The sequence below is a fragment of the Sphingomonas daechungensis genome (assembly GCF_039543105.1).
Taxonomy (GTDB): domain Bacteria; phylum Pseudomonadota; class Alphaproteobacteria; order Sphingomonadales; family Sphingomonadaceae; genus Sphingomicrobium; species Sphingomicrobium daechungense.
Genome location: NZ_BAABJC010000001.1, coordinates 1,636,343 through 1,659,460 on the forward strand (window position 1 = coordinate 1,636,343; position 23,118 = coordinate 1,659,460).

Here is a 23,118-nt window from a genome sequence, read left to right on the forward strand (position 1 = left end):
CGCGGCGGGGAGAGGGGACATCAAATGATTCGCGCCGACCGCTATGGACGCCTGTTGCTCGCAGGTGTTGCCGGACTTGCCATCGCCACGCCGACCTGGGCGCAGACTGCGGAGCAGACGACTGCCGAAGCGCAGCAGCAAGCTCCGGGACCGGAGGCGACCACTGCCACAAACGACGAAGGCCAGGATTCGGCAACGGGTGAAATCGTCGTCACCGCCCGCCGCACCGACGAGCGGCTGCAGCGCGTCCCCTCCTCTATTTCGGCCTTCAACGAACGCGCGCTCGATCGCATCCAGGCGACCGACACGACTGGCCTGCAAGGCGCGGTTCCGAACCTGAACATCGTCCAGGGTCGCGGATCGTCCAACGCCACCAACATCTACATTCGCGGCATCGGTCAGCCGGACGCGCTGCAGACCTTCGACCCGGCGGTCGGCGTCTATGTCGATGACGTCTATCTGTCGCGCATCCGCGGCAACCAGCTCGACTTGCTCGACGTCGAGCGGATCGAGGTGCTGCGTGGCCCTCAAGGCACGCTGTATGGTAAGAACACCATCGGCGGCGCGATCAAGTTCGTGTCGCGGAAGCCCGGCGACGAGCTTCGCGCGGAAGCCAGCGCAACGCTCGGCTCCTACACGCAGCTCGACCTGCGCGGAAACATCTCGGGGCCGCTTGGGGAAGGCGTCTCGGCCGGAGTGTCGATCATGCGCTCGGTGCGCGACGGCTTCGTCGACGATCGCAACGACAAGCGCGAATATAACGACCGGGATTCTTTCGGCATCCGCACAGCGTTTGCCTTCACGCCTTCGAGCAAGGTGCGGCTCGACCTGGCGGTGGATTACAGCAAGGACGATGCCTCGCTGAACGTCGGTCGCCCCATCAACAATCTCGTCACCTTCTCTGGCGGCGTCCTGGTCGTCACCGATCCCGTCGGCTCCGGAAAGTACAAGTGGAAGGGCGAGACAACGCCAGGCCTCCCCAATTCGACCAAGCTCAAGCATTACGGATTTGCGGGTACTGCGGCTTTCGATCTAACCGACAATCTGACGCTGAAGTCGATCACCGCTTACCGGGTCCTCAAGACCGACGACTACATCGACATTGACGCGACACGGTATGAAGTGGGCGACGTCTTCGTTGGCGTCGATCAGGATCAGGTCAGCCAGGAATTCCAGCTCGCCTACACGGGCGAAAAGCTGAGCGCGGTCGGCGGCCTCTATTACCTCAACGAGAACGTGGATTCCCATCAGGAAGCCTATGCCGACGACCTGCTCGGCCCGGCGTTCTTCAACAGCGGCTTCCTCCGCACCATCGACGATAAGCTCAACACCAAAAGTTACGCCGCATACGCGAATGCTACGTACGAGATCGTGCCGACGGTGCGGCTGTCCGCAGGCATCCGCCACACCGAGGAAAAGAAGGATTACTGGCGCACGACCAGCACGTTCTTCTCGCTGCTGCCGGCCTTCAACGCGACCTACGTCTTCGCCCCGCCGAAGGCCAAATGGCACGACACGTCGCCGATGGTCAGCCTGGATTGGCAGGCGACGCCGGACACGATGCTCTATGCGCGCGTCGCGAAGGGATTTAAGTCCGGCGGCTTCAACGGCCGCGCCAATACGGTGGCAGAATCGACCAAGTACGATCCGGAGACGGTCTGGTCCTATGAAGCCGGGTTCAAGTCGACGCTTGCCAAGCAGCTGCGCGTCAACGGGTCGGTCTTCTACAACGACTACAAGAACTTCCAGGCCCGCGTCTCCGGGCTCGACACCGATCCCGTCACGGGCCTGCCGTCGCCGAAGCTGTCCGTCCTCAACGCCGGCAAGCTGAGCATCAAGGGCGCTGAGCTCGAAGCGTCATGGACGCCCGTGGCGAACCTTCTGCTCGACACGCAGGTCGGGTACCTCGATTCCGAATACAAGAAGTTTGCCGATGCGCGCTTCGTCAACTTCAACGGCAGCCGGGCATTCCAGACGCCGGCGTTCGCGCCCAAATGGACGCTTCGCTTCGGAGCCCAATATACCTTCGACCTCGGCGGGCCGGGCGGTATCACCATCGGCGGCCAGACGCGCTATCGTTCGCGCCAGGCCCTCGCCGTGGACAACACGCCGGTGAATTCCAACGTGGAGATCGATGGGCTCTTCCAGAACGGCTATTGGGTTGAGGACGCGCGCATTGTCTGGGAGAATTCGTCGAAGAAGATTGCGGTCGGCCTCTATGGCAACAATCTGACCGACAGGGCCTACAAGACGGACGCCCAGGAATTCTCGAGCGTGGGGAACATCCGCACAGTCTATTACGGCAATCCGCGGACCATACAGCTCAAGCTGACGGCTCGTTACTGAGGTCGCGAAGGGCGGCGGGGCTTGTCGCCCCGCCGCTGGCCTGCCAGCGCCAACATCAATGACCGAACCGACCGCCGAAGACCGAGCACTTCGTTCACGGGTGCTGCTGCTCCTCCTCTTCGCTTACATCTTTAACTTCATCGATCGGAACATCGCGGGCGTTCTCGCAGTTCCGATTCGCGAGGAATTCAACCTCTCGGACACAGCCCTCAGTCACCTCGGCGTCGCGTTCGGAATCTTCTACGCAGTCATCGCCATTCCGATTGCCTGGGCGGCTGACCGCAAGAGCCGCGTCAACATCATCGCCGCCTCTGTCGCGCTGTGGAGCCTGTTCACGGCGGCCTGCGGCGTTGTCCAAAGCTACACGCAGTTGGTCGTCGCACGCATGGGCGTTGCGGTGGGGGAGGCCGGCGGAATCGCGCCGTCCTATTCGCTCATCTCCGACTATTTTCCGCGCGAGCGCCGGTCGCGAGCACTGGCGTTCTATTCGCTGGGCATCCCTATCGGCTCCGCACTCGGTGTGTTCTTCGGCGGCTGGCTGGCGGCGCAGCTGTCATGGCGGAGCGCGTTCATCATCGTCGGCCTGCTTGGGCTGCCCGCCGCCCTCCTCATCAAGCTGCTGGTTCCGGAGCCGGAACGGGGCCGCTTCGACGCGGCGCCGGCGGTGCCGATGCCTGCGGCGGAGGTCCTTCGCACCTTGGTCAGGATCCCCAGCTTCTGGCTGCTGTCCTTCGGTGCGGCGTCCGGCTCGATCCTTGGCTACGGCCTGATCTTCTGGCTGCCGAGCTTCTTCAATCGCAGCTTCGGACTCGCAGTCGATCAGGTTGGCCTGTTTTATGGCTCGATCGTGCTCGTCGGTGGAGCGCTTGGAACGTGGTTAGGCGGCGTGCTCGGCGATCGGATCGGACCGTCGCGGCCTGGCGGGTATGCCCTGATCCCTGCCGTGTGCTTCCTGGTCACCGCTCCCATGCTAGCGCTCGGCCTATTCGCCCCCAACCTTCCCTTGGCGTGGGTGTTGTTCACCATCGGTCAGATGCTCGCGCTGGCATGGCTCGGGCCGGTGATTACGGCGATCCAGCACATCGTCGTGCCGGCCATGCGGGCAACGGCATCGGCCAGCTTCCTGTTCATCAACAATCTGATCGGAATCGCGTTCGGCATCTACTTCTTCGGGTGGTTCTCGGACGCCATGAAGGCCGCTCACGGGGTGGATTCGCTCAAATATTCGATCCTGTACGGGCTCGGTTTCTACCTGCTCGCCGCTGTCTTCTACCTGTTCGCCGCACGGCGTCTGAGGGACGACCTCAAGTCTTAACCTCACCTGCAAGTGGCGGAAATCTCAGGCTCATGGGCCTTCCGCTACTCCTTCCCGTACATCTACCGGAAGGTGGAACGGCGCCCTGAAAGCGTCGTTGTGACAGGGATACAAAGGAGATTCGTGATGAGGAACCTCATCCTGATAGCTGGTGTCGCGGCGCTCGCGATCACCGCGCCGGCAGCAGCGAAGCCGGACAAGGGCGGCGGCGGCCATGGCGGTGGCGGAGGCCAGCGCGCACAGCAGCAGCGCGGCAGCGGAGGCGGTGGCCAGCAGGCTCAGCGTCAACGAGGCGGTGGCGGTGGCGGTCGTCAGGTGCAGATGCAGCGCATGGACCATGGCGGCGGCCGTCAGATGCAGGCCAATCGCGGCGGCGGACAGAAGCATGACTTCCAGCGCCAAAGCGGAGGCAATCGCCAGGCGCAGCGCGTCGAGCGAAGCGGACCGCGCTTTGCGAACTTCCAGTCCGATCGCGGACACGGTGCAAAGCAGGAGCGTCGCAACGGCGGCGACCGGCACGTGGCCAATGTCCAGCCGGGTCAAGGCCGCAACGCGAACCGAATCGAACGCCAGCCTCAGCGGGTCGAGCGCCAGGCCGCTCGCGTTGATAATCGAAGCCATCGCGACGGCCGGATCGAGATTCAGAACAAGGGCGGCCGCGACGATCGGCGGTTCGCTCAGGAGCGCGGAACCTTCCGCGACAGCGTCCGTGAATTCGCCCCGGTTCGCGCTTTCGAAGACAGCCGTCGTGTTGCGTTCGTGAGCCGCGACGACTTCCGCCAGCACGCGAAGTGGCGTGATTGGAATGACGGCGATTGGGATCGCAACTACGGCTATCGCGGCATTCCGGCCGCCTATGTCGGCTGTCCTCCGGGTCTCGCCAAGAAGAGCCGGGCCTGTGTGCCGCCGGGATTGGCGCGCGAGCGCTACGTTGGTCAGGCCCTTCCGGACTATTACCGGTCCAGCTACCTGCCGCTAGGCCTGCGGGATATCTACTACGACACGCCGGACCATTATTACCGCTATGGCGACGGCTACGTTTATCGGGTCAACCGGGGCGACAATCTGATCTCGGCACTGCTGCCGCTGATCGGCGCCGGCTACGGCGTTGGGCAGTACTTCCCGTACTACAACGAGCCCGGCTACTATGTGCCGAGCTATTACCAGTCGTTCTACCCGGACACGCCGTACGATTATTATCGATATGACGACGGCTATGTGTATCGGGTCGATGCCGGGAGCGGCTACATCGAGGACGTCATCCCGCTCCTCGATCGCGGCTACGGGATCGGGCAGATGATGCCGGCCGGGTACAGCTATTACAACGTGCCGTACCAGTATCGCGATTACTACCCGGACACGGCGGACTATTCGTACCGCTACGCTCCGGGTGCGATCTACCAGGTCGACCGCGACAGCCAGCTGATCACGGCGATTGCGACGCTGCTGACGGGCGGCCTGTCCGTGGGCCAGCCGCTTCCGCCGGCCTATTCGGTCTACAACGTGCCGATCGATTATCGCGACCGGTACTACGATCGGCCGGACGCCTGGTACCGCTATAGCGACGGCTACATCTACCAGGTCGATCCGACGACCCAGTTGATCACGGCGATGGTCCAGGCGCTCGTCTAATTGACGGCCGATGGATCGCTTGCGGCCCGGCATGCGTTGCCGGGCCGTTTCGCCTTCACAACGGAAATCAGGAGGAAGGCAATGACCTTCAGAATGCTAGCTGTGACCACGGCCGCGCTCGCTCTGGCGATTGGCGGCTGCAACAAGACCGACAATACCAATAGCTCCGCCCCGGATCAGCCGGCGCAGGCCGCGAAGGCCGCTGGCGACCAGACGATCTCGGCGGCGCTGGACAAGAATGGGCGCTTCTATCAGGCCGCCCATTCCGCCGGTTTGGACTCCACCCTGGCGGGTCCAGGCCCCTACACCGTACTGGTTCCCAAGGATGATGCCTTCTCAAAGGTCGACGGTGCGCTGAAGGACGCGGCCAATCCGGAGAACCGGGCCGAGCTGACTCGAGTCCTGACCTATCACATCCTTCCGGGCACGGTTCTGATCGAAGACCTCGGCAAGGCGGTCGACAATGGCAAGGGTAAGGCGCTCGTGCAGACGATGAACGGGCAGACGCTCACAGCCACGAAGGACGGCGCCAAGGTCGTCCTTACGGACGCTGTCGGGAACAAGGCGACCATTGTCGATGGAGACCAGAAGCGGTCCAACGGTGTCGTCCAGTACGTCGATACGGTGCTGATGCCTGCCGCGGCTTCGAAAGCGCCGGCCAAGTCCTGACATGTGAGTGGCGGCTTGCGCTCGCGAGCCGCCATTCTTGGCTTCCAAGCTACGGAACGCTCGCTATAAACGAGTGCTGATACCGGCATGATTGGGGGCAGGGCGACGCATGAAGGCGACGATTGAACGGGCGACACTCCTCAAGAGCCTGAGCCACGTCCAGTCGGTCGTGGAGCGTCGCAACACCATTCCGATCCTGTCGAACGTGCTCATCGAGGCGCGCGACGACGGGTCGATCCGTCTGATGGCCACCGACCTCGACCTGCAAGTCGATGAGAGCGTTCCTGCCAACGTCGCAACGGCGGGTGCTACGACCGTATCCGCCCACACCTTGTTCGACATCGTCCGCAAGCTTCCGGACGGCAGCCAGGTCGAGCTCAACGCCGCCGATGGGAAGATGCAACTGTCTGCCGGGCGGGCACGCTTCAACCTCTCGACGCTGCCGCGCGACGATTTCCCGGTCATTGCCGAGGGCGACCTGCCGACGCGGTTTGAGCTTCCGGCCGCGACGCTCCGCCAGATCATCGACAAGACCCGGTTCGCCATCTCGACCGAAGAAACCCGATATTACCTGATGGGCATCTTCCTCCATGTCGCCGACGATCAGCTGAAAGCTGCCGCGACCGACGGGCACCGCCTTGCCCGCGTGACCGTGGCCAAGCCGGATGGCGCCGACGGCATGCCTGACGTCATTGTCCCTCGGAAGTGCGTCGCCGAGCTTCGCAAGCTGCTTGAGGAGCTCGAGGGTACCGTCGAAGTGTCGATGTCGCCGACCAAGATCCGCTTCGGTCTTGGCAGCGCGGTGCTGACCAGCAAGCTGATCGACGGCACCTTCCCGGACTATAATCGGGTTATTCCGACCGCGAACGACAAGTTGCTGAAGCTCGACCCGAAGAGCTTCGCTCAGGGCGTCGATCGCGTCTCGACGATCGCCAGCGAGAAGACGCGCGCCGTGAAGATGGCGGTCGACCGCGACAAGGTGACGCTGTCGGTGACGTCGCCGGAAGCCGGAACGGCGACCGAGGAGATCGCGGCCGACTATGGCGCCGACGGCCTCGAGATCGGCTTCAACGCGCGCTACCTGCTCGACATCCTTGGCGAAATTGACGGGGACACCGTCGAGGTCCATCTCGCCGACGCCGCCGCGCCGACGCTCCTGCGCGAGAACGACAAGAGCTCGGCACTCTATGTCCTGATGCCGATGCGGGTGTGAATCACTCCGTAGGGGCACAGTATAGGAATCTGATAGTCGGGCTCTTGCTTGGCAGCCTCGCTTGCGAGGCATCGGCAGCGCCTGTCGCACCACCGGCCGTGATTAGTCCGGCGCCCATCGATCCCGCGGCTAAGGCTGCGGCGCTTCGGTTAGCCGGCATTCTCTATTCGGAGCGGTCACAGGCTGCGGTGGCGGAACGGATCGCCGACGGCGAACTTTCGGCGGCTTTCCGCGCAAATTCGGACTTGCAATTTCTCGATAAGGAATACCCCGGGTTCACAGAGGCTATCCTTCGCGAGATGAAGCCCGCCTTGGTGCGTTTCACGATCAAGGAGCTTCCGGCTTATCATGAGCGGGTCGCGGACCTGATTTCCTCGCGTCTCAATGCCGCCGAAATTGAGGACCTGACGAAATTCTATCTCACCCCGACCGGTCAAAAACTTCTGAACGGGATGCAGCAGAATGCGACCGTCGGGGCGACTCTGAGCGAGGTCATGGCCGATCCCGATAAGCCCACAAGTTATGCGGCGGTCGCGGCGGACCACAAGGCAAGCACGGAAGCGGCAACGAAGCTGATCGACGAGAGCGACCAACCGGCGCTCAAGGAATTTGCGATGAAGCCCTATTTCACGCGCGTTGCGATGATGGCACCGGCGATGCGCAAGCTTGAGCAGGATTTCTCGAACGAACCCGCGCCAGAGTTCGAAGCTGAGATCGAAGCGATCATGACCGCGACACTCGCGAAGTTTGAGGCTGCGAAGAAGAAGTAGGACATGATCTGCCGGGTCTGGCGCGGATGGGCGACGCTCGAGAATGCCGAAGCCTATGAGCGTGTCGTTCGCGAGGACGTGATCCCGGGCATCGAAGCACGGCGGATCCCCGGCTTTCATCACATCGACCTGATGAGGCGCGACCTTGGAAATGAGGTCGAGTTCATGACGTGCATGTGGTTCGACAGTATCGACGCAATCAAGGCTTTCGTGGGCGAGGATTACAGCGTTAGTCATGTGCCCGCCGCCGCTCAGGCAGTGCTGTTGAGATTCGATGCGCGCGCCGCACACTTCGAGGTTCTCGACCGCAGGGCTCAGTAGCTGGTCATTGCGAGCTTAGCGAAGCAATCCAGTTTGCGTTGCTGGATTGCTTCGTCGTTCTACTCCTCGCAATGACAGTAATGTGCCGGTCAGTCGCCTAACCCTTACCGACTTTCGATCCTACCCATCGGCACTGATTGAGCCGGGGGCTGGCTTTGTCCTTCTGTCGGGCGAGAATGGGGCGGGGAAGACGAACCTGCTCGAAGCGGTGTCGCTGCTGAGTCCTGGTCGCGGCCTGCGGGGTGCGGCGCTTTCCGACATGGCCAGGATCGGCGGAGAGGGCGGCTTCGCGGTCGCAGCCAGGCTCGCTGAGGCCGATATCGGCACTGGGACCGTTCCGACAGCTCCGGAACGCCGACAGGTTCGGATCAATTCCGCCCCTGCTTCGGTGAACTCGCTGAGCGAACGGCTGTCCGTGCTCTGGCTGACACCGGCCATGGATCGGCTCTTCCTCGGCTCTGCAGGCGACCGGAGACGCTTCCTCGATCGCCTGGTTCTCGCCCTGCAGCCGAGCCACGCGCACCACTCCTCTAGGTACGAGGCGGCCATGCGGTCGCGAAACAAGCTTCTGGCGGACGACCGTATCCCGGACCCGTCGTGGCTTGCTGCCCTCGAACAGCAGATGGCGGAACATGGAGCCTCAATCGGAGATGCGCGCGCGCATACAGTTGCGGAGCTCGAACGCCGGCTGGAAGAGAGTCCGGAGGATGAATTCGCGAGGGCTTCAATTCAGATCGGCGGCTGGGAGCAGGCCGACCTGGCAGAGCAGCTGCGACAAGCTCGCGGTCGCGACGCCGCTGCCGGGCGAGCCACCGTCGGCCCCCACCGCCAGGATCTCCTCGTCCTGCATCGTGCCAAGCAGATGGACGCAGCACGATCCTCGACCGGTGAACAGAAAGCGCTGCTGCTGGGGCTGGTGCTTGCACATGCCGAACTGGTCACCGAGCGACGCGGCGAACCACCCATCCTTCTTCTAGATGAAGTCGCCGCTCACCTGGATCCGAAGCGGCGCGCGGCCTTGTTTGCCCGTCTCGAAGGGCGGGGGCAGGTGTGGATGACGGCGACTGAGGCGGCACTGTTCGAAGGCGTCGGGACCGCGACCCGCTTCCATGTCGAAGGCGGCTCAGTGAGCGCATCCTAGACTTTTCGCGCTTTTGAGCTATATTGCACCGCAGCACGAAGCGCTTTTCCAAGCGGCGTGAACGTCCGGACGAGATCCGGGACCGGCCCGCGCTTCGACCGATTTTGCTCTCCAATTCACGCGGGGCGCTTTTTTGACCCCTTCGGACCGCGCGGTTTGCGCGGCCGTACAATATTGGAATTTCCATTGTCATTTCATAACCTTGGGCTGTCCAAGCCCCTTCTCGACGCGCTCGCGGCAAAGAATTATTCGCAAGCGACGCCGATCCAGACCCAGGCGATCCCGACGGTTCTCACGGGCCGCGATCTCCTCGGCATTGCCCAGACGGGCACCGGCAAGACGGCGGCGTTCATGCTGCCGTCGCTCGACCGTCTCGCGGCCAATCGCAACATCCCGAAGCCAGGCCAGATCCGCATGCTGGTGCTTGCCCCGACCCGCGAGCTTGCCTCGCAGATCGCCGCGAGCGCCGAAACCTACGGCCGCTTCATGCGCCTGTCGGTCGGCGTCATCTTCGGCGGCGTTCCCAACTCGAAGAGCGTCCGCACGGTTTCGCGCGGTCTCGACGTGCTCGTCGCGACCCCGGGCCGCCTGCTCGATCTGATCGATCAGCGTGCGCTCAGCCTTCGCGAGCTCGAAATCCTCGTCCTCGACGAGGCTGACCAGATGCTCGACCTCGGCTTCATCCATGCGCTGAAGCGGATTGTTGCCTTGGTTCCGGCCAAGCGCCAGACTCTGTTCTTCTCGGCCACGATGCCGCGGGCGATCAAGGAGCTGGCCGACAAGTATCTGACCAACCCGGCCGAAGTCGCCGTGACCCCGGTCGCGAAGACTGCCGATCGCATCGGCCAGGCCGTTGTGATGGTCAATCAGCCGGAAAAGACCGCGCTTCTGACCATCTTCCTGCAGTCGGAAAAGACCGAGCGCACACTCGTGTTCAGCCGTACGAAGCATGGCGCCGACAAGATCGTCCGCATGTTGAGCGCGGCGGGGATCTCCGCGAACGCGATCCACGGCAACAAGAGCCAGTCGCAGCGCGAGAAGGCGATCCGCGAGTTCAAGTCGGGCGAGGTTTCGGTGCTGATTGCCACCGACATTGCCGCGCGCGGGATCGACATCCCGGGTGTCAGCCACGTCATCAACTACGACCTGCCCGAAGTCCCCGAGCAGTACGTCCACCGCATCGGCCGGACGGCTCGCGCCGGGGCCGAGGGGAAGGCCCTTGCCTTCTGCTCGCCCGATGAGCGCGGCCTGCTGCGCGACATCGAGCGGCTAACGCGACTGAAGATCGACGTTGCTCCGCTTCCGGCGAACTTCCTCGAGACTGCGGAGAAGCTTAAGCGTCTCAAGCCGGCACCGAAGAAGGTCGAGGACCAGCCTCGCCGTGCGTCGCATGGTTTCAAGGCGGATCGCCGTGCTGACGGCCAGCGGCGCGATCAGCGCAATGAGCGCCAGCGTCATCCGCATCGCGGCGAGGGGCATGCCGCTCACCGATCCTCGGCTCAGGATCGCAATGGCCAGCGGCGTGACGATCAGCGTGGCGACGGCAGCCGTTCGTCCTACCGGCCCGAGGCCTATCGTGAAGCCGACGCGGGTCCGCGTCAGTCTCGTCCGAACGACACGCGCGGTCCGTCCCGTCCGGACGGTGGCCGTCCTCATGGGAAGTTCCACGGCCGTCGCGGCCGACCGGGCGGCCCGCGCCGCGCGCAGGGCTAGTTCGCGTAGGCCTTGATCAGGTCGAACAGATAATCGCGGCCGACATAGAGCGAGCGGACTTCGATCCGCTCGTTCAAGCCGTGCACGCCATTGCCGTCGGGGTCGCCCCAGATCCCGGGAACCCCGTAGGTCGGAATGCCGACAGCACCCAGGAAGGTCGCGTCGGTGTAGCCGTTGGCCATGGCCGGCACGACCGGAACGCCGGGGAAATATTTGGCCGCAACCTTCTTGGCCGGCCCCATCACCTTGGGATCGAGCGGTGGCGCCGGCGGTGACGGCCGAAGCGGCGGAATAGCCGTCACGGTCACGCCGGGATCGCCGATGACCTTCGACAATTCCTCGCCAATCGATGCCACCGAATGTCCGGGAAAGATCCGGCAGTTGACGTAGGCGCCCGCGCGCTGTGCGAGTGCGTTCTTCGCATGACCGCCGTCGAGCATCGTCGCGACGCAGGTCGTCCGCAGGTTGGAGTGGAGGAACGGGTCCTTGTTGACGACGGCCTCCGCCGCTTTGTCCGCGGGGTTGGCAGAAAGCGCCACCATCGCCGCGCCGATCTCATCCTTCCGACCCGCGCCGGCCTCACGGAAGTAGGCCCGCGTGGTTTCCGTCATCTCCAGCGGGAATTCGTACGCCTCCAACTTCACGAGGCCGTGAGCGAGCTGATAGATGGCGTTGTCCGGTCGCGGCACCGAGCTGTGCCCGCCGGGGTTGCGGGTTTCGAGACGGAACGTGCCGAAGGTCTTTTCGCCGACCTGCATCGCCTGCTCGACGACCTTGCCCTTGCCGTCGGTCGATCCGCCGCCGCCTTCGTTGATGGCGAACTCGGCATCGATCAGGTCACGCTTGTTGGCGGCGAGCCACTCCGCTCCGTTGAAGGCGCCGTTGGTCTCTTCACCGCAGGTCAGCGCGATCTTCACAGTGCGCTTCGGCTTGTAGCCCGACTTCTGGAAGCGGATCAGCGTGTCGACCAGGATGGACGCCATGGCCTTGTTGTCGCTCGTCCCGCGGGCGTAGAAGTAGCCGTTCTCCTCAATCAGGGCGAATGGATCGCGAGTCCAATCCTCCCGCTTGGCTTCCACCACGTCGATATGGGCGATGCCGAGGACCGGCTTCAGCGTCTTCGACGTGCCCGGATAGACTGCGACGAGGCCGCCTTCCTTCGGATGCGCAGGATCCGCAAAAAGGGTGATCTGACTCTCCGGGAGCCCGGCCGCCTTCAGCCGCGCGGCCATACGCTCGGCAGCGAGGGTGCAGCTGCCGCTGCTCAGCGTCGTGTTGGTCTCGACCAGCTCCTTATAGAGTGCGCGAAACTCGGTCTGATCCAGTCGCGGGGCTTGGGCCGAGACGGCAGAAGCGGTGAATGCAAACGCAATTGCGGCAGCGGATTTGATCATCTGGCCCCCCGGTTTCGGCCGCCTTCGATCAGCAGCGGCAGCAAGCTTCACTTTTCGAGGCTCCCACGCAAGCAGAAGCTCGAAATTCCGCCGATTATTCCTATATCAGGGAGGACTGACTCACGCGCGCGTACGCGCACGCGCGAATTCGTGGGACTTTCGCGGCTTTTCACCTTATCCCGGATATCATGGCAACCGACCCCAACAGCAATTCCTATGGCGCCGATAGCATCAAGGTCCTCAAGGGCCTCGACGCGGTGCGCAAGCGTCCCGGCATGTACATCGGCGACACCGATGACGGATCCGGCCTCCACCACATGGTCTTCGAGGTCAGTGACAATGCCATCGATGAAGCGCTTGCAGGCCACTGCGACAGGATTCTGATTACGCTCAATCCGGACGGTTCCGTTTCGGTCGACGACAATGGCCGCGGAATCCCCACCGGAATTCACGCGGAAGAAGGTGTCTCGGCGGCCGAGGTCATCATGACCCAGCTTCATGCCGGCGGTAAGTTCGAGAACACGTCGGACGACAATGCCTACAAGGTGTCGGGCGGCCTCCACGGCGTCGGCGTGTCGGTCGTCAACGCGCTTAGCGAATGGCTCGATCTCACCATCTGGCGGGACGGCGAAGAGCATTACATGCGCTTCCGCCACGGCGAGGCCGAGGCTCCGCTCAAGGTTGTCGGCAAGACCGATCGCCGCGGAACCCGGGTGACCTTCCTGCCAAGCCCCGAAACCTTCAAGATCACCGATTTTGACTTCGACAGGCTCGAGCATCGCTTCCGCGAACTCGCCTTCCTGAACTCGGGCGTGAGGCTCCGTCTGCAGGACGCTCGGCACGACGAGCTGAAGGAAGTGGAGATGCATTACGAAGGCGGAATCGCAGCCTTCGTGAAATATCTCGACCGGGCCAAGACTCCACTGATCCCGGACCCGATCTCGGTCACCGGGCAGCGCGACGACATCGGCATCGAAGTCGCGCTCGAATGGAACGACAGTTACTACGAGCAGGTCCTCTGCTTCACGAACAACATTCCACAGCGCGACGGCGGCACGCACCTTGCGGCTTTCCGCGCGGCACTGACCCGGACGCTCAACAACTATGCAGACAAGTCGGGCGTCTTGAAGAAAGAGAAGATCAGCCTCGCCGGCGAGGACATGCGCGAGGGCCTTACCGGCATCGTGTCGGTGAAACTTCCCGACCCGAAGTTCAGCTCGCAGACCAAGGACAAGCTCGTTTCATCCGAAGTCCGTCAGCCGCTCGAAAGCCTGATCGCCGACAAGCTCGCAGAATGGCTGGAGGAGAATCCGGCTCACGCGCGGACGATTGTCCAGAAGATCATTGACGCCGCTGCTGCACGCGAAGCCGCCCGCAAGGCCCGCGAGGCCAGTCGCAAGTCGGTGATGGGCATCGCCTCATTGCCCGGCAAGCTGCACGACTGCTCGGAACGCGATCCGGCCAAGTCCGAGCTTTTCCTCGTCGAGGGTGACAGCGCCGGCGGCTCCGCCAAGCAGGGTCGCGATAGCAAGTATCAGGCGATCCTGCCGCTGAAGGGCAAGATCCTGAACGTCGAGCGTGCGCGCTTCGACCGCATGCTGTCGTCCAAGGAAATCGGGACGATGATCCAGGCGCTCGGCACGGGCATCGGCCGCGAAGAGTTCAACCTCGAGAAGCTGCGCTATCACAAGATCGTCCTGATGACCGATGCCGACGTCGACGGCGCGCACATCCGGACTTTGTTGCTGACCTTCTTTTACCGGCAGATGCCGGAGCTGATCGAAGCAGGGCACCTCTTCATCGCCCAGCCGCCGCTGTACAAGGTCGCTCGCGGCCGGTCGGAAGTTTACCTCAAGGACGATGCGGCGCTCGACGAATATCTCGTCGATGCCGGCCTGGACGGCTTAGTGCTGGAAGCGGCCGACGGCCAGCGGAGCGGGCAAGACCTGCGTGCCCTTGTCGACCATGCCCGTCGCATGCGGACCCTGATGCGCTACGCCCCGCGCAAATATGATCCGGCGATCATCGAAGCGCTGGCGATCAACGGCGCGCTGAAGCCGAACCTCGACGAAGCCGGGCAAAAGGCAGCGATCGCCAAGGTCGGGGAATGGCTCGGCCGGGCGGATCTCGAAGCGCAATGGTCGGGCGAGCTCGCGGCTGAGGGTGGTTATCTGCTCAAGCGGCTGTGGCGCGGCGTGACCGATGCGCACATCATCGAGAAGAGCTTCCTCATCTCGGCGGAAGCCCGCAAGCTGGCGACGCTCGCTGGCGAGCAGGCTGCGGTCTATTCGGCGCCGTCGGTGCTCAAGACGCTGAAGAAGGGCGCGGTCACCGAGGAGCAGAAGCCCGAGCCGATCGAAGGCGTAGAAACCGAAGATCAGCCGGAGGAGGCGGAGACCAAGGGCAAGACGGTCCCGGTTAGCCGCCCGTCCGAGATGCTCGATGCGGTTCTCGCGGCCGGCCGGAAGGGACTCAGCATCCAGCGCTATAAAGGTCTGGGCGAGATGAATGCGGAGCAGCTTTGGGAGACGACGCTCGACCCCTCCAATCGCTCGCTCCTTCGCGTCGAAGTCGCCCAGGCGGACGTCGCTGACGAGATCTTTACGCGGCTCATGGGCGACATCGTCGAACCCCGGCGGGAGTTCATCCAGGAGAACGCACTCAGCGTCGCGAACCTGGACGTCTGAGGAACTGCGGTAGCAGGATCCGGGTTGCCGCAACGTGTCCGCAGCGCCCTCGATCACCGTCGCCAGCTACAATGTGCGGAAGGCCATCGGCACGGACCGTCGCCGCAATCCGCAGCGTGTTCTCGACGTGCTGCACGAGATCGACGCGGACATCGTCGCTTTGCAGGAGGCCGACAAGAGGTTCGGCGGGCGCGGCGCGGCGGTTCCGCACGAGCTGATCGACGACCATGGCATGTACAAGCCGGTATTCTTCGGCGTGAAGCATCGCCGCGCGCTCGACCGCATGCCGGGTGGGAAGCACGTCGACTCGCTCTTGAAAATCAATACGCGGAACATGGGCTGGCACGGCAATGCCATCCTCGTGAAGCAGCATATCGGCGTTCTCGATTGCGCCGCTCTCGACCTTCCGACCTTCGAGCCTCGCGGCGCGGTGCTTGCGGAATTGCTGATCGACGAGCAGCCGGTGCGGGTCGTCGGCATGCACCTTGACCTTTCGGGGCTGTGGCGGCGGCGTCAGATCCGCGCGATTCTCGACGCGGTCTCCCGGCGGCCGCAGCGCATGCCGACGATCCTGATGGGCGACACCAATGAATGGCGCGATGTCGCGGGTTGCCTGAAGGACCTTGAACCCGACTTCCACATCGCTTCGACCGGACCGAGCTTCCACTCTCGTCATCCAGTGGCGGCGCTTGATCGAATTATCGTCGACAAGGACCTGCACATTGCAGCAGCAGGCGTGCACATGAGCCCGTCTGCGCGGCGAGCATCCGATCACCTTCCTGTCTGGGCGCGACTGACGGGCTGACGTTCAGGCCGCGCCCGCGATCTTGCGCTGACGGCGGCGCTGGATCGATGAGCCGATCCCCATCGCCTCGCGATATTTGACGACGGTCCGGCGCGCGCAGTCGAAACCGCGCTGCTTGAGCAGGCCGGCGATGGCGTCGTCGCTGAGAATGTCCGCCTCACGGTCGATGATCTCGCGGATCGCCGCCTTCACGGCCTCCGCGGCCGCCCCGTCCCCCTCGCCTTCGGTCGAAGCGACGCCCGACCCAAAAAAGTATTTCAGCTCGAACAGGCCACGATCGCACAGCAGGTACTTGTTCGAGGTGACACGGCTGATCGTGGACTCGTGCATCTCGATGGCTTCCGCAATTTCGCGAAGCGTCATCGGCTTCATCGCGGCCACGCCCTTTTCGAAGAAACCCTGCTGGCGCTTCACGATTTCCGACACAACCTTGACGATCGTCCGGGCGCGCTGGTCGAGCGCTTTCACCAGCCAATTCGCGCTGGCCAGGCATTCGCTCAGCCATGCGCGCGAGGTCTTGTCGCTCGGACCGCTTTTCAGCTCCTGATAGTAGCGCCGATTGACCAACAGCCGCGGCAGGGTCGCCTGATTGAGCTCGACCGCGTAGCCGCCCCGGGTTTGGCGGACGATTACGTCGGGGGCCACCGCTTCGACACCCTTGCTCGAGAACTGGCAGCCGGGCTTGGGATCGTAGGCCCGAAGCTCGCGGACCATGTCGGAAAGGTCCTCGTCGTCGACTCCGCAGATCCGCTTGAGGTCGGTCATCCGGCCCTTGGCGAGGAGGTCGAGATTGTCGATCAGCCTCGCCATGGCCGGGTCGTAACGGTCGGCAGCCTTGGCCTGCAGCGCGAGACATTCGGCCAGGTCGCGGGCGCCGACGCCGGGCGGATCGAGGTCCTGGACCAGCGCGAGTGCTTCTTCGACGAATTCGACGGCTTCGTCGGTCGCTTCGGCAATGTCGCGAACCGAAACGGACAGATAGCCTGTTTCATCGAGCATTTCGGCGATGGCTCGCGCAAGGCGGCCAACTTCGCCGCCCGCACCGTGCAGCTGGTTGAGCAGGTGCTCGGCAAGCGAGTCCGCGGAATATTCCATCCGTTCGAAGTCGGGGCCATCTTCCCCGCCGCCACTGCTGCTCAGCGCGACGTCTGAGTAACTGTCCGTTTCCAGCGCCTCGCTGTTCCAGTCGAAGTCGAGCGGCTGGTCGGATGTGCCGTCGGATGACACCATCAATTCGTCCGCACCGGGAGCGGCGGGGTCTTCCAATGAGTCCGCAGGAAAGTCGGCATCCCCGTCAGGCGCTGAGCTGGGCTCGTCGTCGCTGGACGAAGCCTCCAGCAATGGGTTCTTCGCCATTTCTTCGGCGATGACCGCCTCGAGCTCCATGTTCGACAGCTGAAGCAGGCGGATCGCCTGCTGAAGCTGCGGCGTCAGGACAAGTGCCTGAGTTTGCCGGATATCGAGACGTGGACCTAGCGCCATTGCGCCATCAGACTAGCGACAAAGGATTAAAGGGCGAAGCTCTCGCCAAGATAAAGTCGTCGCACTTCATGGTCCGCGACGAGCGCCTGCGGTGTGCCGGCGAAGAGTACCTGTCCGTCGTAGATGATGCAGGCGCGGTCGACGATGTCGAGAGTCTCGCGCACGTTGTGATCGGTGATCAGGACGCCGATGTCGCGTTTCTTGAGTTCGCGTACGAGCTCGCGGATGTCGGAGATCGAGATCGGGTCGATGCCCGCGAACGGCTCGTCGAGAAGCATGATCGACGGATCGGCGGCCAGGGCGCGCGCAATCTCGCAGCGCCGCCGCTCGCCGCCGGAAAGCGCCATTGCGGCAGATTCGCGAAGATGGGTGATGCCAAACTCGCCAAGCAACTGCTCCAGCCGGGCACGGCGCGCACCGGCATCCGGCTCCGCGACTTCGAGCACGGCCATGATGTTCTGCTCGACCGTGAGGCCACGGAAAATCGATGTTTCCTGCGGCAGATAGCCGAGGCCGAGGATGGCGCGCCGGTACATCGGCAGCTCGGTAATGTCCTGACCATCCAGGAAGATGCGACCGCTGTCGGGCTTCACCAGACCCATGACGGAGTAGAAGCAGGTGGTCTTGCCCGCGCCGTTCGGACCGAGCAGCCCGACGACCTCCCCGCGATGCACGTCGAGCGAAACGTCGTGTAGCACGGCGCGGCGATCATAGGCTTTGGCGATCGAGCGGACCTCGAGACCGCCTGCCGCCGCCTCCGGTTCCATCGCCGCGCGCGGCAGCGTTGCGGCTTCATTCACGGGATCAGCCGCCCTTCTTTTGCGGGACGGTGAAGTGACCGGTCACGCGACCACCGCTTTGTCCGACACCCGCCGGGCCACCGTCGATGACCGCTCGGCCCGAGTCGAGGTCGATCGTCAGCCGCTGCCCGTTGATCTGGGACCCTTCGCGCTTAAGCACGACGTTTCCGACCAGGGTGATGAGCTTGCGGTCAAGGTCGTAGATGCCGAACTCGCCCCGTGCAGTCTCCGACGGGCTCTGCACGGTCACACCGCCGCTCGCGTCGAGGCGATTGATCTGCACGCTCCCCGCGTTCGAATAAGCCACCGTCAGCCGCGCGGTTTCGAGTGTCAGCTCGTCTTGCCTGACGTGGACATTGCCGACGAAAATGGCGCGGTCGGCGCGGTCCTGGACCTCGATCCTGTCGGAGGTGACATCAATCGGAGCGTTGCTGTTGTGACCCTTTAGTGCCGACACCGGCGCATTCGCCTGGGCGAGCGCGGCTGCACCCGTCAGCAAAGCCAGCGGTGCGATCAGGAGAGGCGGCAAACGGCGCATTGTTCTCATCTGACCGCCCCCTGTACGATTTTCAAGCGAGCGCGACCGTCCAGCACTACGGTTCGCCCGTCCAGATCCGCGCGCAAGCTGTCCGCCTGGAACTCTCCGAGCTCGGTGCGACCTGTGACACCGCCGTCGCTGGTGACCAAATTCTGCTTCAGATCCACAGTGACATCGCGGGTTACCAGCTGCTCGCCTTCCGGCCCAGCGACGCGGACCGGGCCCTGGACCGCCACCTTCTGCTCGTCGAGGTTGTAGCGCCCCTGGTTGGCAGCAACCGTGACTGGCCCGTTCGAAAGTCCGAATCGGGCAAGCATGCCCCAGATGTCGACGACCGGCTCATCCGACGAACGCTGGAGAGCGCGATTCGCCTCGATCTGGAACTTCTGCCCGCGATTGTCCTCGCCGACATAGCTGGCCTTTTCGACGCGCATGCGCTCGGGGGCGTTCTCGACCTTCTTCTTGTCGAGCACGAAGCTAACGTCGCCGTGCTGATCGAGGGGAGCCATTGCCAGGAAGGCAATGACCACTCCCACCGCTGCCGGAAGGCCGATCTTCGCGAGACGCACGATCTTGTCGTGCGAGCTTCCCGGCACGGCCCAGCGCTGTTTGGTCGCGCGTTCCTGGTTGGCGAGATCGGACATGGATCAGCCGTCGTGAGCGAAAATATCCTGTTCCGGCCAACCCGCGAGATCGAGCAGGGCACGGTTGGGAAGGAAGTCGAAGCAGGCCTGGGCAAGCACGACCCGGCCTTCGCGGACCAGGCGCTCGTCCAGCTTTTCCTTCAGGGCATGAAGGTAGCGGACGTCGCTTGCCGCATATTCGCGCTGCGCGTCGTTGAGCTCGGGAGCGCCCCAATCGCTGGTCTGCTGCTGCTTGGAAATCTCCTGACCCAGAAGCTCGCGCACCAGGTCCTTCAGCCCGTGACGGTCGGTGTAGGTGCGGACCAGCCGGGAAGCCGTGCGCGTGCAGTAAAGCGGCGCGGCCATGAAGCCGAGGTAGGCCTGGATCATCGCGATATCGAAGCGTGCGAAGTGATAGAGCTTCAGTCGATTGGGATCGCCCAGAAGCGCCTTGAGGTTGGGTGCGGAATAGGGGCCGTCTTTCCTGAAGCGGACGAGATGCTCGTCGCCGCGCCCATCGGAAAGCTGGACGAGGCACAGGCGATCGCGATGCGGATGGAGGCCCATCGCCTCCGTATCGACGGCAATCGGGCCTTCGAAATGCACGCCCTCGGGCAGGTCTTCTTCGTGGAAATGGATGCTCATTCAATCGTCCCAAATCGCTGCAAACCGTACTGAGCCAGGCTGTCCCGGCAGGCCTGTCGGCGTGCCTCTTAAGCCCATGCCACGAGAACGCGCGGGAATCATCTAGAGAGGCTCGCTTTTTTCATGTAGGGTGCTGAACGGTGTGTGAGCAATCACGCCCCCGACCGGTTGCGCTCTTTGGGCCCAGCGCGTTGGTTTTAAGACATTGCGGGCACAAAGGATTTTAGACGGGCATGGGTTTCGATAAAGGGCGTAAGGGGGACCGCGGTGGTCGCGGCCGTGATAAGCGCGACGATTTCTTCGGTGGTGAGAGCAGCTATGGCGACCGCGGCGGATTTTCCGACCGCGGCGGCTTTGGCGGTGGCGGCGGCGGCGGTGGATACCGCGGCGGCGGCGATCGCTTTGGCGGCGGTGGCGGCGATCGCTTTGGCGGCGGTGGCGGCGGCGGTTTCCGCGGCGGCGGCGGAGGCGGTGGCTTCCGTGGCGGCGGTGGCGGCGGCGGTTTCCGCGGCGGCGGCAGCGGCGGTGGTGGCGGAATGCCTCCCCAGGTCGTCGGCGAAGGCAAAGGCGTCGTCAAATTCTTCAATCCGCAGAAGGGCTTCGGCTTCATCGTTCGCGATGACGGCGGCGAGGACGTGTTCGTGCACATCTCCGCTGTCGAGCAGGCCGGCCTGACCGACCTGGCGGACGGGCAGCCGCTCGAGTTCACCTTGGTCGACCGCGGGGGCCGCATTTCCGCGACCAACCTGCGAATCGACGGTGAGCCGATGGCAGTCGAACGCGCCGAGCGGGCTCCGCAGCGTCAGCTGACGGGCGAAAAGGCGACCGGAACGGTCAAGTTCTTCAACGCGATGAAAGGCTTCGGCTTCATTCAGCGCGACGACGGACAGCCGGATGCCTTCGTGCACATTTCGGCCGTCGAGCGCGCGGGCATGCCGACCCTCAACGAGGGCGACAAGTTGGAGTTCGAGATCGAGGTTGATCGCCGCGGCAAATATGCGGCGGTGAACCTGGCGCCGATCAGCGAATAAGGCGTTTCAGGGGGGCAAGACAGAGCCGGCGGGACCACCATCCCGCCGGCTTTTTCTATGAGGAGACGCGTCGATGAACATCATCGCCTTCCTATTCCTGGCGGCGACAGCGGCTGCTCCGTCCACGAGCCAGATCGATTTCGACGCGCGATGCATGATTGCGACCCAGCTGGCTTCCCAGCAGCTCGAGGGGTCGGAGGCGCTCGCAACATAAATGGCCTCCATGTACTTCTTCGGGCGAGTCGATGCCGTTCTGTCCGAGGCGGAACTGGAGGAGCGGATGGCCGCTGCTGGACGGATGATCGAGGGCAAACCCCTCGGCCCGTATCTGCAAGAATGCGGAGACTACATGCAGGTCCGCGGCAAGGTGATGGAGACCATTGGCGGACGCCTGGAGGCGAAAGAAAAAGCCCGGCAACTCCAATAATTCGCTTCCACGAAGCTGGCCTACATCGCGCTGGCGTAGAAGTCCGCGAGGTCGGCCTTGAGCTGCCGTGCCGAGCCCGGATCCGTGTACATCATGTGCCCCGCCGGATAGTATGTGTAGCGGATGTTCGCCGCGATCTGCGGCTCCAGCGCCATGTGGCCGATGTCGTAGTCCGCGCCGAAGAACGGGGTCGCGAGGTCGTAAAGGCCGTTCACCGACAATAGCTTCATCCTCGGATTGCCGCGCATCGCAGCCGCGAGGTCGACACTGGTGTCGACCGCCAGCTGCTGGCCCTGGGCAGACTTGTGCTGGAAGTTCCAGTCCTCGCCGATCCCGGCATAGTTGTTGGGCCGATGGGTCAGCGGAGTCTGGTAGCCGAGCTCGCGAAACAGATAGTCGTTGAGAGCGCCCGCGAAGGCCCCGGTAATCGCCGTCGCCTGCGCATCGTAGCTCGGCGCCTCCCCAGCAGCATCCGCGTCCGTCCCGACGTAACGCGAATCGATGCGCCCGATGATCTGGCGCCGGTCGCGAAGAAGCTCTCGCTCGAACCGGTCGGGCGACACGCGCAGGTTCGATCGCAGGATATAGGCCGGCGACAAACCCGTCAGCCGAGCCATCTGCTGCGCGATAGACTCCCTCTCGGATTCCGTGATCGCCGTGCCTTTCTGGAGCGCGGAGGCGTAAGGCCCGGCCGCGAACGCCTTCGCCTCCGCCACCCAGCTCATCAGGTCGGGCTTCGGCTCGGCGACCTTGCCGTGGTACCAGGCGTTGGTTGCGTAGGTTGGCAGGAAATTGACCAGCGACTGGTCGCCGTTGAAGCTGTTGAAGTTTAGCACGGTCGAAACCAGCACGATGCCGTTGAGCTGGACGCCCTTGTCGGCAAGCATGTTCGACAGGCCGCCGGCGCGTGTCGTGCCGTAGCTTTCGCCGATGATGAACTTGGGCGAATTCCAACGGCCGTACTTCGTCAGGTAGCGCTGGATCGTCCGACTGAACGCGTCGAGGTCCTTGTCGACGCCGAAGAAGTCCTTCGACTCCGTCTTGCCCAGCGGGCGCGACAGTCCGGTCGTCGGTGCATCGATGAAGACGAGATCGCTGACGTCGAGAAGCGAATCGGGATTGGCGCCATAGCGGAAGGGCGGTCCGGCGATCGTTTCCGGAAGGGATGCATCGACCTTGATCGGACCGAAGCTGCCCATATGCAGCCACATCGTCGAAGAACCGGGTCCGCCGTTGAAAAGGAACGTCACCGGTCGCGCCGCACCGCGTCCGCCGTCGACCGTATAGGCGACGTAGAACATGCTTCCCTTTGGCGCGCCGTCGTCGTCGCGGATGGTCAGGTGCCCAGGCGTGACCGTGTAGCTGATCGTCCGCCCGCGGAGCGAGATCGATCTCTTCTTCGGTTGGGCATCCTCCTCGACGCTGGCGGCGGCGATGTCTGGATCCGGCTTTGCGGCATCCTCCTTCGACTTGGCGGAAGGCGCGTCGCCGGCCGGGGCTGGCGTATCGGCGGCGAAGGCGGCGGTGGAAAGGAGGAGGCTCAGCGCCAGGAGCGAGGAACGCATG

General features: G+C 63.6%; 21 protein-coding genes. 14 read left to right on the forward strand and 7 right to left on the reverse strand.

Annotation, left to right across the window (positions count from 1 at the left end):
- Nucleotides 1-24: 24 nt before the first annotated feature.
- From ABD928_RS08565 to ABD928_RS08605, 9 genes are all read left to right on the forward strand, one after another.
- A complete protein-coding gene (locus ABD928_RS08565; RefSeq protein ID WP_345167923.1) occupies nt 25-2,346 on the forward strand; it encodes a TonB-dependent receptor in 2,322 nt (773 codons plus the stop codon).
- A gap of 58 nt (nt 2,347-2,404) precedes the next feature.
- Nucleotides 2,405-3,661 carry a spinster family MFS transporter gene (locus ABD928_RS08570; RefSeq protein WP_345167926.1) on the forward strand — a complete coding sequence of 419 codons (1,257 nt, stop codon included), beginning with the start codon at nt 2,405-2,407 and terminating at the stop codon, nt 3,659-3,661.
- A gap of 126 nt (nt 3,662-3,787) precedes the next feature.
- A complete protein-coding gene (locus ABD928_RS08575) occupies nt 3,788-5,293 on the forward strand; it encodes a hypothetical protein (protein WP_345167929.1) in 1,506 nt (501 codons plus the stop codon).
- A gap of 81 nt (nt 5,294-5,374) precedes the next feature.
- Nucleotides 5,375-5,962 (forward strand): fasciclin domain-containing protein, encoded by a 588-nt coding sequence (locus ABD928_RS08580; protein ID WP_223276552.1) that lies wholly within the window; start codon nt 5,375-5,377, stop codon nt 5,960-5,962.
- A gap of 109 nt (nt 5,963-6,071) precedes the next feature.
- Nucleotides 6,072-7,175 carry a DNA polymerase III subunit beta gene (gene dnaN, locus ABD928_RS08585; RefSeq protein ID WP_187715506.1) on the forward strand — a complete coding sequence of 368 codons (1,104 nt, stop codon included), beginning with the start codon at nt 6,072-6,074 and terminating at the stop codon, nt 7,173-7,175.
- 98 nt (nt 7,176-7,273) lie between these two features.
- Nucleotides 7,274-7,945: a DUF2059 domain-containing protein gene (locus ABD928_RS08590; protein WP_345167935.1), complete on the forward strand. Its 672-nt coding sequence runs from the start codon at nt 7,274-7,276 to the stop codon at nt 7,943-7,945.
- A gap of 3 nt (nt 7,946-7,948) precedes the next feature.
- Nucleotides 7,949-8,266 (forward strand): antibiotic biosynthesis monooxygenase, encoded by a 318-nt coding sequence (locus ABD928_RS08595; RefSeq protein WP_345167938.1) that lies wholly within the window; start codon nt 7,949-7,951, stop codon nt 8,264-8,266.
- Nucleotides 8,267-8,348: 82 nt separating this feature from the next.
- The gene (recF, locus tag ABD928_RS08600) at nt 8,349-9,407 is read left to right on the forward strand and encodes a DNA replication/repair protein RecF (RefSeq protein WP_345167941.1); all 1,059 of its coding nucleotides are present in this window, start codon (nt 8,349-8,351) and stop codon (nt 9,405-9,407) included.
- 186 nt (nt 9,408-9,593) lie between these two features.
- Nucleotides 9,594-11,120: a DEAD/DEAH box helicase gene (locus ABD928_RS08605; protein ID WP_187715504.1), complete on the forward strand. Its 1,527-nt coding sequence runs from the start codon at nt 9,594-9,596 to the stop codon at nt 11,118-11,120.
- Here the strand turns inward: ABD928_RS08605 and ABD928_RS08610 are convergent.
- Nucleotides 11,117-12,514 carry a M20/M25/M40 family metallo-hydrolase gene (locus ABD928_RS08610; protein ID WP_345167946.1) on the reverse strand — a complete coding sequence of 466 codons (1,398 nt, stop codon included), beginning with the start codon at nt 12,512-12,514 and terminating at the stop codon, nt 11,117-11,119. The genes ABD928_RS08605 and ABD928_RS08610 overlap by 4 nt on opposite strands.
- Nucleotides 12,515-12,702: 188 nt before the next feature.
- Between ABD928_RS08610 and gyrB the strand changes: the two genes are divergently transcribed.
- Together gyrB and ABD928_RS08620 are read left to right on the forward strand one after the other, a co-directional pair.
- Nucleotides 12,703-15,201: a DNA topoisomerase (ATP-hydrolyzing) subunit B gene (gene gyrB / locus ABD928_RS08615; RefSeq protein ID WP_187715503.1), complete on the forward strand. Its 2,499-nt coding sequence runs from the start codon at nt 12,703-12,705 to the stop codon at nt 15,199-15,201.
- A 34-nt stretch (nt 15,202-15,235) separates the two neighbouring features.
- Nucleotides 15,236-16,006, forward strand: a complete 771-nt coding sequence (locus ABD928_RS08620) for an endonuclease/exonuclease/phosphatase family protein (RefSeq protein ID WP_345167950.1) — start codon at nt 15,236-15,238, stop codon at nt 16,004-16,006.
- Between the two features lie 3 nt (nt 16,007-16,009).
- Here ABD928_RS08620 and rpoN read toward each other — a convergent pair whose 3' ends face one another.
- The 5 genes from rpoN to ABD928_RS08645 are packed head-to-tail and all read right to left on the reverse strand — an operon-like array spanning nt 16,010 to nt 20,094.
- A complete protein-coding gene (rpoN, locus tag ABD928_RS08625; protein WP_345167953.1) occupies nt 16,010-17,488 on the reverse strand; it encodes an RNA polymerase factor sigma-54 in 1,479 nt (492 codons plus the stop codon).
- Nucleotides 17,489-17,514: 26 nt separating this feature from the next.
- Nucleotides 17,515-18,255, reverse strand: a complete 741-nt coding sequence (gene lptB, locus ABD928_RS08630; protein ID WP_187715807.1) for an LPS export ABC transporter ATP-binding protein — start codon at nt 18,253-18,255, stop codon at nt 17,515-17,517.
- Nucleotides 18,256-18,292: 37 nt separating this feature from the next.
- Entirely contained in the window at nt 18,293-18,826 is a 534-nt protein-coding gene (locus ABD928_RS08635; protein WP_223276550.1) for an LptA/OstA family protein, read from the reverse strand.
- 5 nt (nt 18,827-18,831) lie between these two features.
- On the reverse strand, nt 18,832-19,470 hold the full coding sequence (gene lptC, locus ABD928_RS08640) for an LPS export ABC transporter periplasmic protein LptC (protein ID WP_345167959.1): 639 nt from the start codon (nt 19,468-19,470) through the stop codon (nt 18,832-18,834).
- Nucleotides 19,471-19,473: 3 nt separating this feature from the next.
- Entirely contained in the window at nt 19,474-20,094 is a 621-nt protein-coding gene (locus tag ABD928_RS08645; protein ID WP_187715501.1) for a ribonuclease D, read from the reverse strand.
- A gap of 233 nt (nt 20,095-20,327) precedes the next feature.
- On the opposite strand from ABD928_RS08645, the gene ABD928_RS08650 reads away from it, so the two are divergent.
- The 3 genes from ABD928_RS08650 to ABD928_RS08660 all read left to right on the forward strand — a co-directional run bounded on the left by ABD928_RS08650 (nt 20,328) and on the right by ABD928_RS08660 (nt 21,552).
- A complete protein-coding gene (locus ABD928_RS08650; protein ID WP_345167962.1) occupies nt 20,328-21,125 on the forward strand; it encodes a cold-shock protein in 798 nt (265 codons plus the stop codon).
- A 73-nt stretch (nt 21,126-21,198) separates the two neighbouring features.
- Nucleotides 21,199-21,339 (forward strand): hypothetical protein, encoded by a 141-nt coding sequence (locus tag ABD928_RS08655; protein ID WP_187715499.1) that lies wholly within the window; start codon nt 21,199-21,201, stop codon nt 21,337-21,339.
- Complete coding sequence (locus tag ABD928_RS08660) at nt 21,340-21,552, forward strand: hypothetical protein (RefSeq protein ID WP_345167967.1); 213 nt, start codon at nt 21,340-21,342, stop codon at nt 21,550-21,552.
- Nucleotides 21,553-21,572: 20 nt separating this feature from the next.
- Here the strand turns inward: ABD928_RS08660 and ABD928_RS08665 are convergent, their stop codons facing one another.
- Nucleotides 21,573-23,117 carry a S10 family peptidase gene (locus ABD928_RS08665; protein WP_345167970.1) on the reverse strand — a complete coding sequence of 515 codons (1,545 nt, stop codon included), beginning with the start codon at nt 23,115-23,117 and terminating at the stop codon, nt 21,573-21,575.
- Nucleotide 23,118 lies beyond the last annotated feature (1 nt).

What these genes read in the sequence shown, in the direction of transcription:
- ABD928_RS08565 (WP_345167923.1), top strand. Translation starts at nt 25, where the DNA reads ATGATTCGCGCCGACCGCTATGGACGCCTGTTGCTCGCAGGTGTTGCC.
- ABD928_RS08570 (WP_345167926.1), top strand. Translation starts at nt 2,405, where the DNA reads ATGACCGAACCGACCGCCGAAGACCGAGCACTTCGTTCACGGGTGCTG.
- ABD928_RS08575 (WP_345167929.1), top strand. Translation starts at nt 3,788, where the DNA reads ATGAGGAACCTCATCCTGATAGCTGGTGTCGCGGCGCTCGCGATCACC.
- ABD928_RS08580 (WP_223276552.1), top strand. Translation starts at nt 5,375, where the DNA reads ATGACCTTCAGAATGCTAGCTGTGACCACGGCCGCGCTCGCTCTGGCG.
- dnaN (WP_187715506.1), top strand. Translation starts at nt 6,072, where the DNA reads ATGAAGGCGACGATTGAACGGGCGACACTCCTCAAGAGCCTGAGCCAC.
- ABD928_RS08595 (WP_345167938.1), top strand. Translation starts at nt 7,949, where the DNA reads ATGATCTGCCGGGTCTGGCGCGGATGGGCGACGCTCGAGAATGCCGAA.
- ABD928_RS08610 (WP_345167946.1), bottom strand. Translation starts at nt 12,514, where the DNA reads ATGATCAAATCCGCTGCCGCAATTGCGTTTGCATTCACCGCTTCTGCC.
- gyrB (WP_187715503.1), top strand. Translation starts at nt 12,703, where the DNA reads ATGGCAACCGACCCCAACAGCAATTCCTATGGCGCCGATAGCATCAAG.
- rpoN (WP_345167953.1), bottom strand. Translation starts at nt 17,488, where the DNA reads ATGGCGCTAGGTCCACGTCTCGATATCCGGCAAACTCAGGCACTTGTC.
- lptB (WP_187715807.1), bottom strand. Translation starts at nt 18,255, where the DNA reads ATGGAACCGGAGGCGGCGGCAGGCGGTCTCGAGGTCCGCTCGATCGCC.
- ABD928_RS08635 (WP_223276550.1), bottom strand. Translation starts at nt 18,826, where the DNA reads ATGCGCCGTTTGCCGCCTCTCCTGATCGCACCGCTGGCTTTGCTGACG.
- lptC (WP_345167959.1), bottom strand. Translation starts at nt 19,470, where the DNA reads ATGTCCGATCTCGCCAACCAGGAACGCGCGACCAAACAGCGCTGGGCC.
- ABD928_RS08645 (WP_187715501.1), bottom strand. Translation starts at nt 20,094, where the DNA reads ATGAGCATCCATTTCCACGAAGAAGACCTGCCCGAGGGCGTGCATTTC.
- ABD928_RS08650 (WP_345167962.1), top strand. Translation starts at nt 20,328, where the DNA reads ATGGGTTTCGATAAAGGGCGTAAGGGGGACCGCGGTGGTCGCGGCCGT.
- ABD928_RS08655 (WP_187715499.1), top strand. Translation starts at nt 21,199, where the DNA reads ATGAACATCATCGCCTTCCTATTCCTGGCGGCGACAGCGGCTGCTCCG.
- ABD928_RS08660 (WP_345167967.1), top strand. Translation starts at nt 21,340, where the DNA reads ATGGCCTCCATGTACTTCTTCGGGCGAGTCGATGCCGTTCTGTCCGAG.
- ABD928_RS08665 (WP_345167970.1), bottom strand. Translation starts at nt 23,117, where the DNA reads ATGCGTTCCTCGCTCCTGGCGCTGAGCCTCCTCCTTTCCACCGCCGCC.